General features: G+C 72.3%; 12 protein-coding genes and 2 pseudogenes. 5 read left to right on the top strand and 9 right to left on the bottom strand.

All coding sequences use genetic code 11. The annotated features are described in order from the left end of the window. Window positions 1-90: 90 nt before the first annotated feature. The 6 genes from ACFY8O_RS20705 to ACFY8O_RS20680 form a co-directional block, all read right to left on the bottom strand. Window positions 91-2,208, bottom strand: a complete 2,118-nt coding sequence (locus tag ACFY8O_RS20705; RefSeq protein ID WP_387904374.1) for an ArnT family glycosyltransferase — start codon at window positions 2,206-2,208, stop codon at window positions 91-93. Further along, window positions 2,205-3,500 (bottom strand): glycosyltransferase, encoded by a 1,296-nt coding sequence (locus ACFY8O_RS20700; protein ID WP_387904371.1) that lies wholly within the window; start codon window positions 3,498-3,500, stop codon window positions 2,205-2,207. Before ACFY8O_RS20700 ends, ACFY8O_RS20705 begins: the two co-directional genes overlap by 4 nt. Before the next feature lie 100 nt (window positions 3,501-3,600). Next, window positions 3,601-5,358: a sensor histidine kinase gene (locus ACFY8O_RS20695; RefSeq protein ID WP_387904368.1), complete on the bottom strand. Its 1,758-nt coding sequence runs from the start codon at window positions 5,356-5,358 to the stop codon at window positions 3,601-3,603. Between the two features lie 4 nt (window positions 5,359-5,362). Further along, on the bottom strand, window positions 5,363-6,100 hold the full coding sequence (locus ACFY8O_RS20690; RefSeq protein WP_145807807.1) for a response regulator transcription factor: 738 nt from the start codon (window positions 6,098-6,100) through the stop codon (window positions 5,363-5,365). 80 nt (window positions 6,101-6,180) lie between these two features. Beyond that, window positions 6,181-7,068, bottom strand: a complete 888-nt coding sequence (locus ACFY8O_RS20685) for an amidohydrolase family protein (RefSeq protein WP_387904365.1) — start codon at window positions 7,066-7,068, stop codon at window positions 6,181-6,183. 57 nt (window positions 7,069-7,125) lie between these two features. Then, window positions 7,126-8,013 carry a DUF2797 domain-containing protein gene (locus ACFY8O_RS20680; protein WP_387904364.1) on the bottom strand — a complete coding sequence of 296 codons (888 nt, stop codon included), beginning with the start codon at window positions 8,011-8,013 and terminating at the stop codon, window positions 7,126-7,128. A 137-nt stretch (window positions 8,014-8,150) separates the two neighbouring features. Here ACFY8O_RS20680 and ACFY8O_RS20675 point away from each other — a divergent pair, with 137 nt between their 5' ends. The 4 genes from ACFY8O_RS20675 (at window position 8,151) to ACFY8O_RS20660 (ending at window position 11,846) form a co-directional block, all read left to right on the top strand. Beyond that, the gene (locus ACFY8O_RS20675) at window positions 8,151-8,885 is read left to right on the top strand and encodes an LppU/SCO3897 family protein (protein WP_387904361.1); all 735 of its coding nucleotides are present in this window, start codon (window positions 8,151-8,153) and stop codon (window positions 8,883-8,885) included. 128 nt (window positions 8,886-9,013) lie between these two features. Further along, complete coding sequence (locus ACFY8O_RS20670) at window positions 9,014-9,433, top strand: hypothetical protein (protein ID WP_387904359.1); 420 nt, start codon at window positions 9,014-9,016, stop codon at window positions 9,431-9,433. Window positions 9,434-9,610: 177 nt separating this feature from the next. Then, window positions 9,611-10,555 (top strand): RNA polymerase sigma factor SigJ, encoded by a 945-nt coding sequence (sigJ, locus tag ACFY8O_RS20665; protein ID WP_387904358.1) that lies wholly within the window; start codon window positions 9,611-9,613, stop codon window positions 10,553-10,555. Window positions 10,556-10,649: 94 nt separating this feature from the next. Further along, the gene (locus tag ACFY8O_RS20660; protein ID WP_387904356.1) at window positions 10,650-11,846 is read left to right on the top strand and encodes an NAD(P)/FAD-dependent oxidoreductase; all 1,197 of its coding nucleotides are present in this window, start codon (window positions 10,650-10,652) and stop codon (window positions 11,844-11,846) included. Between the two features lie 297 nt (window positions 11,847-12,143). Here ACFY8O_RS20660 and ACFY8O_RS20655 read toward each other — a convergent pair whose 3' ends face one another. The 3 genes and pseudogenes from ACFY8O_RS20655 to ACFY8O_RS20645 all read right to left on the bottom strand — a co-directional run. Next, window positions 12,144-12,482 carry a hypothetical protein gene (locus ACFY8O_RS20655; RefSeq protein WP_387904354.1) on the bottom strand — a complete coding sequence of 113 codons (339 nt, stop codon included), beginning with the start codon at window positions 12,480-12,482 and terminating at the stop codon, window positions 12,144-12,146. Between the two features lie 282 nt (window positions 12,483-12,764). After that, on the bottom strand, window positions 12,765-13,235 hold the full coding sequence (locus ACFY8O_RS20650) for an NUDIX domain-containing protein (RefSeq protein WP_387904351.1): 471 nt from the start codon (window positions 13,233-13,235) through the stop codon (window positions 12,765-12,767). 2 nt (window positions 13,236-13,237) lie between these two features. Next, window positions 13,238-13,484 (bottom strand): annotated as a pseudogene (locus ACFY8O_RS20645) (XRE family transcriptional regulator); the annotation flags it as partial. Between ACFY8O_RS20645 and ACFY8O_RS20640 the strand changes: the two are divergent. Further along, a pseudogene (locus ACFY8O_RS20640) lies at window positions 13,484-13,690 on the top strand (protein kinase family protein); the annotation flags it as partial. The pseudogenes ACFY8O_RS20645 and ACFY8O_RS20640 overlap by 1 nt on opposite strands. Window positions 13,691-14,120: the final 430 nt, after the last annotated feature.

Below are 14,120 nucleotides of genomic sequence, written 5' to 3'. Positions count from 1 at the left end.
CAACACTTAAGGGCGGGGCGCGCACCAGGGCGGTGGCCCGGGTCCGCCCCCGGGCCACCGCCCTGTCGTCGCTCCCGCTCGGCAGGCGTCCTACTCGGCGCCGGCCGGCCGGGTGAGGTCGTAGAAGGTCGCGCTGCCCACCGTCACCTCCTCGAAGTTCTCCTCCACCCAGGACGCGATCCGGGACGAGGTGCCCTCGCCGCCCGTCCCGCCGCCCATGCCGCCCGAGACGAAGTAGTGGATCTCGCCGTCCTCCACGTACTGCTCGAACTGCTCGAACGTCGGGGACGGGTCGCTGCCGTTGAAGCCGCCGATCGCCATCACCGGGTCACCGGTGGCGAGCTGGTAACTCGCGGCGTTCTGCGAACCGATGGCCGCTGCGGTCCAGGTGTAGGCGTCGGCGTTCTGCTCCAGCAGGGTCCTGGCCTCGGAGCCGACGGAGGCCCCGTCGAGCAGACCGCCCATGCCACCGCCACCCGCGCCGTGCTCACCCGCACCTCCCCCGGGCATGCCACCCGGTGTCTGGCCCTGCCGCCCCTGGCCCTGCCCGCCCTGCGCGGGAGGCGTCCCGCCACCGGGGAAACCTCCGCCCTGCTGGGTGCCCTGGCCGGGGGGCCGCATGCCGCCATCGGGGCCACCGCCGTCGCCGCCACCGGGTACGCCGCCGCCGGGTCCGCCCCTGCCCGAACCCGACGGGCCCGCCGTCACGATCGAGCCCTGGTGCCCGGTGTTCAGCGTGCTGATCGTGTACGCGGCCGGCCCCGCGAGCGACGCCGCGAGCCCCAGCGCCGCCGCGCCGAGCGCCAGCGCGCGCCCCAGCCGTGAGGCGAGCAGCAGCCCCACCGCGGCCACGAGACCGCAGGCCAGGACCGCCCAGCGCAACCAGGGGAGGTGGTCCGGCGTGCGCCCCAGCAGGACGTACGACCAGACGGCCGTCACCGCGACAGTGACGCCGAGCGTGGTACCCGCCCACCACGTGCCGCGTCGCTCCCAGAGGGCCGTGGCACCCGTGCCGGTCAGTGCGGCGAGGTAGGGCGCCAGAGCGACCGTGTAGTACTGGTGGAAGATGCCGGCCATGAAGCTGAAGACGAGCGCCGTCATCAGCAGCGAGCCGCCCCAGGCGAGGAACGCCGCGCGGGCCGTGTCGGTCCGCCCGGCCCGCCAGGTCAGCCAGATGCCCGCGACGAGCAGGATCAGCGCGGCGGGCAGCAGCCACGAGATCTGGCCGCCGATCTCGGAGTTGAACATCCTGCCGATGCCGGTCTCGCCCCAGCCGCCGCCCTGGCCGCCGCCTCCGACGCTGCCGGTCTCCTCGCCGTTGATCCGGCCGAGTCCGTTGTAGCCGAAGGTGAGTTCCAGGAAGGAGTTGTTCTGCGAGCCCCCGATGTACGGGCGGGAGGAGGCGGGCCACAGCTCGACGATCGCCACCCACCAGCCGCCGGAGACGATCACCGCCAGCGCGGCCAGGCCGAGCTGCACGAACCTCTTCCGGACGGGGACCGGCGCGGACACCGCGTACAGCACGGCCAGCGGCGGCAGGATCAGGAACGCCTGGAGGGTCTTCGAGAGGAACGCCAGACCCACCGCGACGCCCGCCCAGACCAGCCACCTCGTCCGGCCGCCCTCCAGCGCGCGCAGCACGCAGTAGACGGTGACGGTCATCAGCAGCGCGAGCAGCGCGTCGGGGTTGTTGAAGCGGAACATCAGCGCGGCGACCGGCGTCAGCGCGAAGACGGCCATGGTGATCAGCCCGGCGGCGGCGCTGAACCGGCGCCGCACGGCCGCGTACAGCACACCGGCGGTGGCGACGCCCATGAGCACCTGGGGCGCGAGGATCGCCCAGGAGCTCAGCCCGAAGATCCGCACGGACAGGGCCATCGGCCAGAGCGTGGCCGGGGGCTTGTCGACGGTGATCGCGTTCGCGGAGTCCAGCGAGCCGAAGAAGAAGGCCTTCCAGCTCTGGCTGCCGGCCTGCACGGCCGCGGAGTAGAAGGAGTTGGCGTAACCGGACGCGCTCAGGTTCCACAGATAGGCGAGCGCGATGACCAGCAGCACGCAGAGGAAGGCGGGCCGCGCCCACCGCGGGTCCTCGGGCCTGCCCCGCCGGATACGGCGCGTCAACGGCTCCCGCCCGCCCGTGACGTGCGCGGGCGCCGCGGGGGCGCCGGACGGGCCCTGGACGCGGGCGGAGGGGGTGGCGGCGGTCATCGGACGTTCCCCAGTTCGTGTGCGGAGCCCTTGCGGGAGTCCTGGTGGCCGGTGCGCCGGTCCGGGAAGACCCAGGCGCGGAAGAGCAGGAACCGCAGCACCGTCGCCGCGAGGTTGGCCGCGATCAGCACGGCGAGTTCGGTGCTGTGCGCGGCCGTCCCGGACGCCGTGCCCAGCGCGGCGAGCGATCCGCTCGTGAGGGCGAGTCCGATCGCGAAGACCACGAGCCCCTGGGCCTGGTGGCGCACCGCGCCTCCTCGGCCGCGTACACCGAAGGTGAGCCTCCGGTTGACCGCCGTATTGGCGACCGCGGAGACCAGAAGAGCGCCGGCATTGGCGAACTGGGCGCCGGCGCCCAGCCGGAAGAGGGAGTACAGGGCGAGGTAGACCAGGGTGGAGAGCGCGCCCACGACGCAGAAGCCGACCAGCTGCCGGGCGAGCCCGCGCGGCACCCCGGGCACGGCCCGGTCACGCGGGTCGTCCCCGAAGGGCCGCGCCATCCGGTCGAGGGGCAGCGCTCCGGTGGCCAGGGCCCGGCCTACCCGCCAGACCCCCTTGAGGTCCTCGGCCGCGGTCCGCACGATGTGCACCGTGGAGTCCGGATCGTCCACCCAGTCGACCGGCACCTCGTGGATGCGCAGCCCGGCCCGCTCGGCGAGCACCAGCATCTCGGTGTCGAAGAACCAGCCGGTGTCCTCGACCATCGGCAGCAGCCGCTGCGCGACCTCGCGCCGTACGGCCTTGAAGCCGCACTGGGCGTCGCTGAACCTCGCGGACAGCGAGGACCGCAGGATGAGGTTGTAGGCCCGCGAGATGAACTCCCGCTTCGATCCGCGCACGACGCGGGAGCTACGGGCGAGACGCGAACCTATGGCCAGGTCGGAGTGGCCCGAGATCAGCGGGGCGACCAGCGGCAGCAGGGCGTTGAGGTCGGTCGAGAGGTCGACGTCCATGTAGGCGAGGACCGGGGAGTCCGAGTGGGACCAGACCGTCCGCAGGGCCCGGCCCCGGCCCTTCTCCTCCAGCCGGTACGACCGGACCTCCGGGAGCAGGGCCGTGAGCCGGGCCGCCACCCGGGGCGTACGGTCGGTGCTCGCGTTGTCCGCGACGGTGATCCGGAAGCCGTAGGGGAACGTGCGCGCCAGGTGGTCGTGCAGGCGCAGTACACACGTCTCGAGGTCCTTCTCCTCGTTGTGAACGGGGACCACCACGTCGAGTACGGGAGCGCCGACCGCTGCGGCCAGGAGATGGTCCCGGGCCGGCAGGGTGCTCCACGGAGTGTCGGTTCGCATGACACCGACACTCGCCACCCGCGCTGTCACGTCCGTGTGCTGCGCCTGTGGTCCGCCTGTGAGTGCGCCAGGGACCCGGCGGGAGGACTGTTCTTCCAGGTCACAGGGGCGCCGTGGGCATCAACCCGCCGGCTTGCCCCGCCGTGGCCTCCGCCGCCGGCCCGTGCGCGACCCCGTGGCCGGAACCGCCGACGGCAGGCGCAGGAGCGTGGCCGCCGCCACCGGACGCGTGCGCTCCGTCGTGGCCGCCGGGCGTGGGCACCGCTCCGGTGACGCGGGAGGCGGGCGCGGCTCCGTCGCCACCGTCCGGGACGTGCGCGGCTCCCTCGCCCCCGCTCCCGTACACCGCGTCCGCCGGCAGATGGACGGCGAACACCGTGTCCCCCGGCACCGAACGCACCTCGGCCAGACCGCCGTGGGCGGTCACGACGGCCCGCACGATGGCGAGGCCGAGCCCGGTCGATCCGGCGTGACGGGAGCGCGAGGCGTCGCCGCGCGCGAACCGTTCGAAGACACGCGGCCGCAACTCGGGCGGGATGCCGGGGCCGTCGTCCCGGACCTCCAGGGTCACCCACGGCACGTCCGGGCGCGCCTGGCGCAGGCGGACCGTGACGGTCGTCCCGGGCGGGGTGTGCGTACGGGCGTTGGCCAGCAGATTCACCAGCACCTGCTGCATCCTGGTCGCGTCGGCCCGTACCGTCGTGGGCACGTCCGGCAGCTCCAGCCGCCAGTGGTGGACCGCACCAGAGGCACCGCCGGACGCACGGTCCGCGACGCGTGCGTCGCTCACCGCGTCGATGACCAGCGGAGAGAGATCGGTGCTCGCGTACGAGAGCGGGCGTCCGGCGTCGAGGCGGGCCAGGAGCAGCAGGTCCTCGACCATGCCCGTCATGCGTTCCGCCTCCGACTCGATGCGCCCCAGGGCGTGCCGGGTGTCGGGTCCGGTGTGCTCCCTGCCCCGCCGGGTCAGTTCGGCGTACCCGCGGATCGAGGCGAGCGGCGTACGCAGCTCGTGGCTGGCGTCCGCGACGAACTGCCGCACGCGCATCTCGCTCTTCTGCCGCACCTCCAGGGCCGAACCGACGTGGCCCAGCATGCGGTTGAGCGCCGCGCCGACCTGACCGACCTCGGTACGCGGATCGGCCTCGGTGTCGGGGACCCGTTCCAGCAGGGCCACCTCCCCGCTGTGCAGCGGCAGTTCGGAGACCCGGGTCGCGGTGGCCGCGACCCTGCGCAGCGGGCGCAGAGCCACCCCGACCATCGCGGCACCGGCGATCCCGGCGGCGACGAGCCCGGCCGCCGTCACACAGACCTCGACGAGGACCAGTGTGCTGACGGCCTTGTCGACCTCGGCGGTGGGGATGCCGACCAGGACGGAGGTACCGGCGCCCGACGGGACGACCTGCACGCGGTAGCCGCCCAGCCCGGGAAGCTCGACGTCATGGGCCTCGCCGTCCGGGGCCACGTCGGCCGCTTCGAGGGCCGCCCGCTGCGCCTGGGTCAGCTCCTCGGCGCTCTCCCGGGCGTCCGGGCCCTTGATCACCTTCGAGGAGGTGACGGAACCGCCGGAGACCACGGCACCGAACGTGTCGGGCGTGCCCCTGCCGATGAAGGCCAACGGCTCCTCGTCGCCCGCGGGGCCGCCGCCCGGAGCCATCGTGCCGCTGCCCGGCGGGGGCTGCTGGGCCACCCTGGCGATCTCGTGCAGCTGGTCGTCCAGCTTCCCCGCCATGTAGCTCCGGAAGGCGATCGCGGTGACCGAACCGATCACGGCCGCGACCACCGCGATGAGCGTCACCGCGTACACGACGAGACGGGTGCGCAGCGTCCAGGGCCGTCGTGTCGTCCTCCCACTCACGGATTCACTCACCCGGCTTGATGAGATACCCCGCCCCGCGCCGGGTGTGGATCATCGGGGAACGCCCCGCGTCGATCTTCTTGCGCAGGTAGGAGATGTACAGCTCGACGACGTTCGCCTGGCCCCCGAAGTCGTAGTTCCAGACCCGGTCGAGGATCTGCGCCTTGCTCAGCACCCGGCGCGGATTGCGCATCAGGAAGCGCAGCAGCTCGAACTCGGTCGCCGTGAGGTGGATCGAGTCGTCGCCCCGGCTCACCTCGTGGCTGTCCTCGTCCAGCACCAGGTCACCCACGGCGAGCGTCGACTCGCCGCGTACGGAGGCCGTACCCGAGCGCCGGATCAGCCCGCGCAGCCGGGCCACGACCTCCTCCAGGCTGAACGGCTTGGTGACGTAGTCGTCGCCACCCGCCGTGAGCCCGGCGATCCGGTCCTCCACCGAGTCCCGCGCGGTCAGGAACAGCACCGGCACGTCGGACAGCTCACGCCGCAGCCGGCCCAGCACGGCGAGGCCGTCCATGTCGGGGAGCATCACGTCGAGGACCACGGCGTCCGGGCGGAAGTCCCGTGCCGTACGGAGCGCGCCGGCGCCGTCCCCGGCACTGCGCACCTCCCACCCCTCGTACCGCAGGGCCATGGACAGCAGCTCGGCGAGCGGGGCTTCGTCGTCCACCACCAGTACGCGTACGGGGGTGCGGTCCGGCCTGAGGAGTTCGGTGCGCCCCTGGGGCGAGGTCGTCGTCATGGGTCGAGCCTGTGAGACGGCCGTGAGAGAGACCTTTCGCCTCCCTGTGAATTTCCTGAGAAACGCCCGCCTCCGGCGTCTCACCCCACCCCGAACAGCTCGCTCGCGTTCCCGTGACAGACCGCCCTCAGCCACGCGTCGCCCATCCCCAGCCGTTCCAGGGCGCGCAGCTGGTGGACGTACGGGTACGGGATGTTCGGGAAGTCCGTGCCCAGCAGGATCCGGTCCCCCAGATCCGCGAGCCGCCCACGCTGCCCGGCCGGGAACGGGGTGAGGCCCTCGGTGAAGTCCGTGAAGGCCATCGTGGTGTCGAGCCGCACCTCGGGGTACACGGCCGCGAGCGCCAGGAACTCCGCGTACTCCGGCATCCCCATGTGGGCCACCACCAGGCGCAGCCGCGGATGCCGGGCCAGCAGCCGCCCGATCGGCCCGGGCCCGGTGTACGCACCGGGCGCCGGCCCGGAACCGCAGTGCGTCACCACCGGGACCCCGGCCTCCGCGAGCAGCCCCCACACCGGGTCCAGCAGCGGATCGTTCGGGTTGTACGCCCCTACCTGGAGGTGGGCCTTGAACACGCGCGCCCCCGCCTCGACCGCCTCGCGCACGTACACCGGCGCCTCCTCCTCCGGGAAGAAGGTCGCGGTGTGCAGGCAGTCGGGCACCCGGGCCGCGAAGCCGGCGGCCCAGCCGTTCAGCCACGCCGCCATACCTGGCTTGTGCGGGTAGAGCATCGAGGTGAAGCGGAGCACCCCGAACGAGCGCAGCACCGCGAGGCGTTCGTCCTCGTCCTGCCGGTAGGTGATGGGCCACTCCACACCGGTCAGCGGCCCCGCCGAGTCGAAGTACGCCCACACCTTGCGGAGCACCCGCTCCGGCATGAAGTGCGTGTGCACGTCGATGATCCCGGGCAGCCCGAGTCGCTGCCAGAAACGTACGACGTCCTCACGGTCACGGTCGTCGCTGCTCATCCGCCCCACCTGCCTCACGCGCCTCGTACAGCTCGGGAGAACTCCCCGGCGACGATCTCAGAACAGCCCGTCCTGCACGCCACCGCCTCCCACGGCCACGACCGGCACGGTCGTCCCCTCCCGTGCGCCGGAGGCCACCAGGTCCCAGCCGGTGATGAGCCGCGTGTCCAGGACGACGATCCCGGCGTCCACCGTCTCCAGGTGGAGATCGGGCCCTGCCGCCGCCACCAGCCGCCCGGACACCACGCCGCCGTCCACCAGCCCGGTCACCACCCGCGCCGCCGGGCTCACGCCGTCGAGCCCGAACACCCCGACATGGTCGACCGGGTCGAACGGCAGCCGCTCCAGGGCCTCCGGCCAGCCGGCCCCCTCCAGCGCGGCGGCCCGGCGGTACAGCTCCTCGACCTCGGTGGCCCGCTCCGCCGACCCCGGCAGCTCCGCCCGCACCGCCCGCTTGCGCGCGTACGGGATCCGGTCCGGCACCCCGAGCGCCGCGCGCAACAGCTCCTCCGTGCGCCGCGCCGCCATCAGCGGCCCGCGCCCCAGCCAGCTGAACACCACGGCGCCCTGCTCCCGCAGCCGCGCCGCCTCCCGCGCCTCGCCGGTGATCCCGACCTTGACCAGGCCCGGCCCGAACCAGGCCAGATAGACGCGGTAGGTCCGCGGGTCGTCGGCGATCGTGTCGGCGGCGACGGAATGAGCCCGGTCCAGGCGCGCGCACTCGGCGCAGCGAGCGCCCGTACTCCTCACCGGGACCACGGCCCCCAGCGGACACAGGTTGCCGCGCGCCCCCACGCAGTGCCGCTCACCCTCGGCGCGGAGACCGAGCTCCTTCCCGTACGCCAGCACGCTCGTCCGCCCCGGCCCCGTGCCCTCGCCCCGCGCCCACCTCAGCACGGGCGCGTCGTGCGGCCAGCTCAGACCGGTGCACCGCCAGCCACCCATTCCCGCTCCCACGCTCCCCGCTCGGCCCGGCGTACGGACGACGCCTCCGTGACGGCCAGCCTAGGACCGTGACATTTCTAAAGTTATGTTCTAGAAAACATCTCCAATTCGCCGCCGCTGCGCGCCACACTGTCCTCGTGTCCTTACCGGAGCTCCCCCTCTCGCTCACGTCGCGGCAGGCCGCCGACGGCGCCGTCGTCACGCTGTCCCTGCCGACCGGCGACACCCGGATACGCATCCCGCCCGCACAGGACGGTGACCTCGTCCGGGCCCACGTCGGCGGGCAGGAGGTGCTCCTGCGCATCGCGGTGCCGGGGCCGTCGAACGGCGTCAGGTGGCTGGGATTCCTCGCGGTCGCCGCCGCGTTCGTCCTGGCGGTACTGCTGGTCGACTCGATCGGCGAGGGCGACAGCACCGCGTCCCCGCCCCCGTCGGGGTCCCCGGCGTCCCTCTCCAAGGACGCCCTCTCCTCGCAGGACCCGCACACCGAAGCCCCCTCCGCTGCGGCGTCCGAGGGCCCGTACACGCAAGCCCCGTACACGCAAACCCCGTACACCGAGGAGCCGTACACGCAGGACCCGTACGACGCGGGGGACCAGACTCCCGACCCGTACACGTCCGGCACCTGCCTCAACGGCACGCTGCCGGACTCCACGACCGCGCAGGAGGTCAGCGACGTGGAGGAGGTCTCCTGCGCGGCGGCGGACGCCCACTACCAGGTGATCGAGACGATCCCCGCGACCTCCGACATGAGCAGGTGTGCCTCCGAACCCCGTACGCAGTACGCCTTCTCGTCCCGCGTCACCATCGGCGGGGCGACCGTGAACGCATACGTGTACTGCCTGGTGGGCCTCGGCTCGTACGCACGCTGACGGCCCGGGCCGGCTCGTGAACTCCTGCCTTCCGGCGCGACATGCCCACGCCGGTTGCCTGAAGTACTCAGGGAGGAACGAGTACGTGCGCTCCGGCCGTCCGGGACGGCGCCCGGGATGCTGGAGCCATGCGACGACGACTCGACGATCCCTCCCTCCCGCTGTGGGCGTTCCTGGTACCGGCCCTGGCGGCACCCGTCCTCTGGGCCGCCTGGCTGGGCTGGGACCAGCAGTACGACGTGCACCCCGACGGCTCGACGACCGGGCCCTACGCGGCCTGGCAGGTGGCCGGCCTGGTGCTGACCCTGCTGATACCGCTGTACTGGGCGGCCTCGCGGCAGAGCATCGCCGGGCCCGTCGCCGGCATCACCGCCGGGCTGACCGTCGCCTCCGCCTACGACTGGTCCGACGACGCCAGCGGCCTCTTCGTGATCGGCGTGGGCATGATCATGGTGGGAAGTCTCGTCACGACCACCGCCGTCTCCCTCGTGATCGCCGCCCTGACGCGGGGCGGACGCCCCGGAGGCGCGATCGGCCTCACGGGCTGACACCTCTTTTCCCCGCAGCCCCGCCCCTCCGCCGTAGGCACGTCACGAGAGGCCCGCAGGACTCCTCCTGCGGGCCTCCTCCGCGTCTCCGTCACCCACCCCGGCGACCGGCCACGGCCCGCTCCCGGGAGGGCGGGCCGGGGCCGGTCGCACACCGCGAGGGCTAGGATCCGGGCCATGGCAGTGACCATGAACGACATGGACCGGTTCGAGGCCTTCATGCCACGCCTGGAGGCCATCGCCTACCGCCTGCTCGGCTCCGCGAGCGACGCCGAGGACGCGGTGCAGGACACCTACCTGCGCTGGCAGGCCGCGGACACCGACCGCATCGAGGTCCCCGAGGCCTGGCTGACGAAGGTCCTCACCAACCTCTGCCTCAACCAGCTCACCTCCGCCCGCGCCCGGCGCGAGACCTACGTCGGACAGTGGCTGCCCGAACCGCTGCTCGCCGGGGACCCGATGCTCGGCCCCGCCGACACCGCCGAGCAGCGCGAGTCGGTCTCGTACGCCGTGCTCGCCCTCATGGAGCGCCTCTCCCCGAACGAGCGGGTGGTGTACGTGCTGCGGGAGGCCTTCGACTACCCGCACCGGAACATCGCGGAGATCCTCGACATCACCGAGTCGGCCGCTCAGCAGATCTTCCACCGGGCCAAGAAGCACGTCGCCGCCGGCCGGGCCCGCACCGAGATCGACGCCGCCGCCGCCCGCCGGATCATCGAGGAGTTCCTCTCGGCCGCCACCAGCGGCAGGACCGAACCGCTCGTGCGGCTGCTGACCGAGGACGCGGTCTCGATCGGCGACGGCGGCGGCAAGGTCCCTGCCCGCGCCAAGGCGTTCGAGGGTGCCCTCGCGGTCGCCACGTTCCTGCGGGGACTGTTCAAGCCGAGCACGGCCAAGCGCGCCCTCGCGGGCGGCTCGCCCGAGGTCCATCTCTCGTCCGCCAACAACGCCCCAGCCCTCGTGCTGGTCATCGACGGCCGGGTCATCGGCGTCATGTGCCTGGAGATCACCGCCGACGGCATCGCCGCGGTCCGCAACCAGATCAACCCCGACAAGCTCGAACGCGCGACCCGGCGGTGGGCGGCCACCGACCACGGGGAACCCCTGCTGCACGTCTTCTGACGCCGATGTGACCTGCTTCACATCGGCGTCCTGTCAGGAAACGGCGGGCTGTCCGGTTCAAGGGACGAACCCGCGCAGAGACAGGAGTCAGGACATGCAGCACCGCATCATCGTCATCGGAGCCGGATACACGGGAGCCATCGCCGCCGGGCGCCTCGCCAAGCGGCTCCACCGCGACGACGTCACCATCACCCTCGTCAACGCCGAGCCGGACTTCGTCGAGCGCGTCCGCATGCATCAGCTGGCGACCGGCCAGGACCTCGCCCCCCGGCCCTTCAGCGCGATGTTCGCGGGCAGCGGCGTCGAACTGAAGCTCGCGAAGGTCACCGGCCTCGACGTCGACCGCAGGACCGTCACCGTCCAGGGCGCTCAGGGCACCGAGGAACTGGGCTACGACAGCCTCGTGTACGCCCTCGGCAGCGACTGGGACCCCCAGGGCGTCCCGGGAACCGCCGAGCACGCCCACCAGATCGCCGGCCGCCCCGGGGCGCTCCGCCTGCGCGACCGCCTGGCCGGACTGGACGCCGGACAGCACGTGCTCGTCGTGGGCGGCGGCCTGACCGGTGTCGAGGCCGCGACCGAGATCGCCGAGGCCCGCCCCGACCTCGACGTGGCCCTCGCCGTGCGCGGCGAGCTCGGCGACTGGCTCTCGCCCAAGGGCCGCGGGCACCTGAGGAAGGTGTTCCGCACGCTCGGGATCACGGTGCACGAGCACGCCTCCGTCACCGGTGTGGAGGCCGACCACGTCACCACCGCCGACGGCATCTCCGTCCCGGCCGCGGTCACCGTGTGGACGACCGGCTTCGCCGTCCACCCGCTCGCGCAGGCCACCACCCTGGAGGTCTCCGGCACGGGCCAGATCGTGGTCGACGCGACCATGCGCTCGGTCTCGCACCCGGACGTGTACGCCGTCGGCGACGCGGCCCTGGCCATGGGCCCCGGCGACAAGCCCCTGCGGATGTCCTGCGCCTCGGGCACCCCCGCCGCGTGGCAGGCCGCCGACGCCCTCGCGGCACGCCTGACCGGCGGCAAGCTGCCGACCACGCAGCCGCGCTACTTCAACCAGTGCGTCTCGCTGGGCCGTAAGGAGGGCCTGATCCAGTACGTCACCGCCGACGACCGCGCCGTGCGGGCAGCCCTGACGGGACGGATCGCCGCCGTCTACAAGGAAGTGGTCTGCAAGGGCGCCGCCTGGAGCGTCGCCCACCCGACGCTGGGCATGCCGACCCGGCCCCGCCGCATCCTGCGGGCACCGGCCGGGACGACCCCGTCCGTCCCCGAGTCGGCCTGACCGCGCGGGCTTCCACCCGGGAGGTCCGTCAACTCGGCCCATCCCACCGGCAGATGGGCTTCCGGGCGGGCCGGGGCCTCGGTGACCCCGACCAGAAGCGGCCGACGGGCACCCGCTCCGGGCCGGCCGGCATCGGGTGGTGCCCGTCCGCCGCGCGCCCGGCCAGGACGCGGCGGCCGGTCACCCCCGGCCCCGCTGGGACCCGGCGCAGGACCGCCGCCTCGGATCCGCCGCCCACCGGAGTGCTACCTGCGTCGCAGCGGGGGGCGACGACGGCTCCCGGCCCCCAGCAGCCGGTCACCGGCCAGGACGGCCTTGCAACGCCTCGTACGCTCGCCCGACCTCGCCCAGATACTGCTCCAGGCAGAAGCGCACCTCCTCGACGACCCGGCCGTCGGGCCCCGGATACATCAGGCCGGACCAGATGACCGCCGCACCCCGGAGACGTACACGGAAGGTCAGCGTGTCCGACCCCGGCTCGGGCCACTCCTGGGTCGCCACCTCCGCCGTGCGCAGCGTGTCGGCCGGGCAGAGCGGGCCACCGGGGCGGAGCAACCGCTCCGGGGCGTGGCCCGCCATCCTGCTGTCACTGCGCGCCACCAGGTCGAGACCGTCGACGAAGAGGTATGTGTGCACGGCCGTACACACTGGGGGCCCAGGGCACGCGCTGATGAACAGACTGGCCACCGCACCCTCGCCCCGCCCGCCGTACGCGGGAACGTGAGCGCTCGCGGGGACCTACGCGGCATCCGCCTGATGTGACGTCATGGACGCACCCTAGCCATCCCCGGCTTCCAGTTCACCGGTCGAGCGGGACGGTTGGCAGCGCTTCAGGAGGACCGCAACCGATGGCACGGAGTGAGATGCCTAGGTCACAACAGATGGATCGAACTCTGAAGCGGGTGTCGCAGGTCTCGATCAGCCGAGGTAGGGCTGCTCACGGTGCTCCAGGAAGTGACGGATCCGGAGCCGCTGCGTGTGGTGCATCGGCAGTGGTGCAACTTCCGCTGGCTGCACGAACCGCAGCTCGGTGGACTCGTCCGAGATCTCGAGTTGGCCGCCGACCACACGGGCGGTGAAGCAGACGTTGAACTGCCTGCGCACCTCACCGTCCGAGTAGGCGATGATGTGGCGTGGGTCGGTGTACGTGCCCACGAGCCCGGTGATTTCGACATCCAGGCCCGTTTCCTCCTTCACCTCGCGGACAGCCGTTCCTGGGAGTGAGTCGGTCATCTCCATGCCGCCGCCGGGCAGCGCCCAGAGATCGCTGTCCCGCCGGCGCTGGAGGAGGATGCGTCCCTCGTCGTCGGTGACCACTGCGGACGCGGCGACGACCAGACTGTTCGGCTTGGGGGCGTCTGGGCCGTCGTAGTACTCGGTGCGCGCCATGATCACTTCTCTCGTGCTGGTGTCGCGGTTGCCCACACCGCGTCGAAGCTGTCTGCGTAGGTGTCGAACATGCCGCCTTCCCCGTTTCGGCGCAGGTGCCACACGGGGGCCTTGTAGGCGTTCACGCCCCAGACGTGGGCGCTGACCAGTGCCTGATCATCGGCCCGGTAGATCGAGTTGTAGAGCGTCGTGGCGTGAGTCCGGACCTCGATGCCCGGTACCCCCGATGAGGGGGCGGTAGTGCATCAGCGTCGCTGCTCATCTCCGCCACGGGCTGGCGGGCGGTCGCGTACCCGGACGATGCTCCACGTCCCGTGCAGCGAGAGGCGGTGGCCAACGGCCGGCGTCGGGCCGTGAAGGTGCCCGGTGAGCTGGGCGAACTGATCGACGCGATGCTCAGCTACGCGCCGGGGGATCGACCGACCATCTACGAGGTGGGCAAAGCCCTGATCTGATCTCGAAGCCCCGACCCGTCTCGCTCCTCGCGCGCGGACGCCAAGAAGCAAAGGCCGGACCACCCTCAGCCTGGACAGCATTCCGGTCGGTCCGCAAAGGCGGTTGCCGTCAAACGCTGCCGTCAACGTAAAAGCCAGAGGCCCTAAGGAGTGATCCTTAGGGCCTCTGGTCTGCTGTGCACTCGGCAGGATTCGAACCTGCAACCTTCTGATCCGTAGTTCTAGCCGGATCGCCCAGGGGAGGTCATACCGGCTGCTGCAACGCGCCGGAGAGGCGGTAGCGGACCGGAGCGGTTGCTGTGGTTGCGGTACTTCGCTGCTGTACGGCCATCCTCGACTGCAGACGGGCCCTGCGGGTTGGCGCGCCACTCGTCATCCCTGGGCCATGGGAAGGAGAGAAGCCAAACAGCAAATATAAACTTCCATCTAG

The sequence above is a fragment of the Streptomyces argenteolus genome (assembly GCF_042902585.1).
In the GTDB taxonomy this organism is placed as follows: Bacteria; Actinomycetota; Actinomycetes; order Streptomycetales; family Streptomycetaceae; genus Streptomyces; species Streptomyces argenteolus.
This window is presented reverse-complemented; position numbering and strand designations above follow the sequence as displayed.

Coding starts and splice junctions, on each gene's coding strand:
- ACFY8O_RS20705 (WP_387904374.1), bottom strand. CDS start 2,208: ATGACCGCCGCCACCCCCTCCGCCCGCGTCCAGGGCCCGTCCGGCGCC.
- ACFY8O_RS20700 (WP_387904371.1), bottom strand. CDS start 3,500: ATGCGAACCGACACTCCGTGGAGCACCCTGCCGGCCCGGGACCATCTC.
- ACFY8O_RS20690 (WP_145807807.1), bottom strand. CDS start 6,100: ATGACGACGACCTCGCCCCAGGGGCGCACCGAACTCCTCAGGCCGGAC.
- ACFY8O_RS20685 (WP_387904365.1), bottom strand. CDS start 7,068: ATGAGCAGCGACGACCGTGACCGTGAGGACGTCGTACGTTTCTGGCAG.
- ACFY8O_RS20680 (WP_387904364.1), bottom strand. CDS start 8,013: ATGGGTGGCTGGCGGTGCACCGGTCTGAGCTGGCCGCACGACGCGCCC.
- ACFY8O_RS20670 (WP_387904359.1), top strand. CDS start 9,014: ATGCGACGACGACTCGACGATCCCTCCCTCCCGCTGTGGGCGTTCCTG.
- sigJ (WP_387904358.1), top strand. CDS start 9,611: ATGGCAGTGACCATGAACGACATGGACCGGTTCGAGGCCTTCATGCCA.
- ACFY8O_RS20660 (WP_387904356.1), top strand. CDS start 10,650: ATGCAGCACCGCATCATCGTCATCGGAGCCGGATACACGGGAGCCATC.
- ACFY8O_RS20650 (WP_387904351.1), bottom strand. CDS start 13,235: ATGGCGCGCACCGAGTACTACGACGGCCCAGACGCCCCCAAGCCGAAC.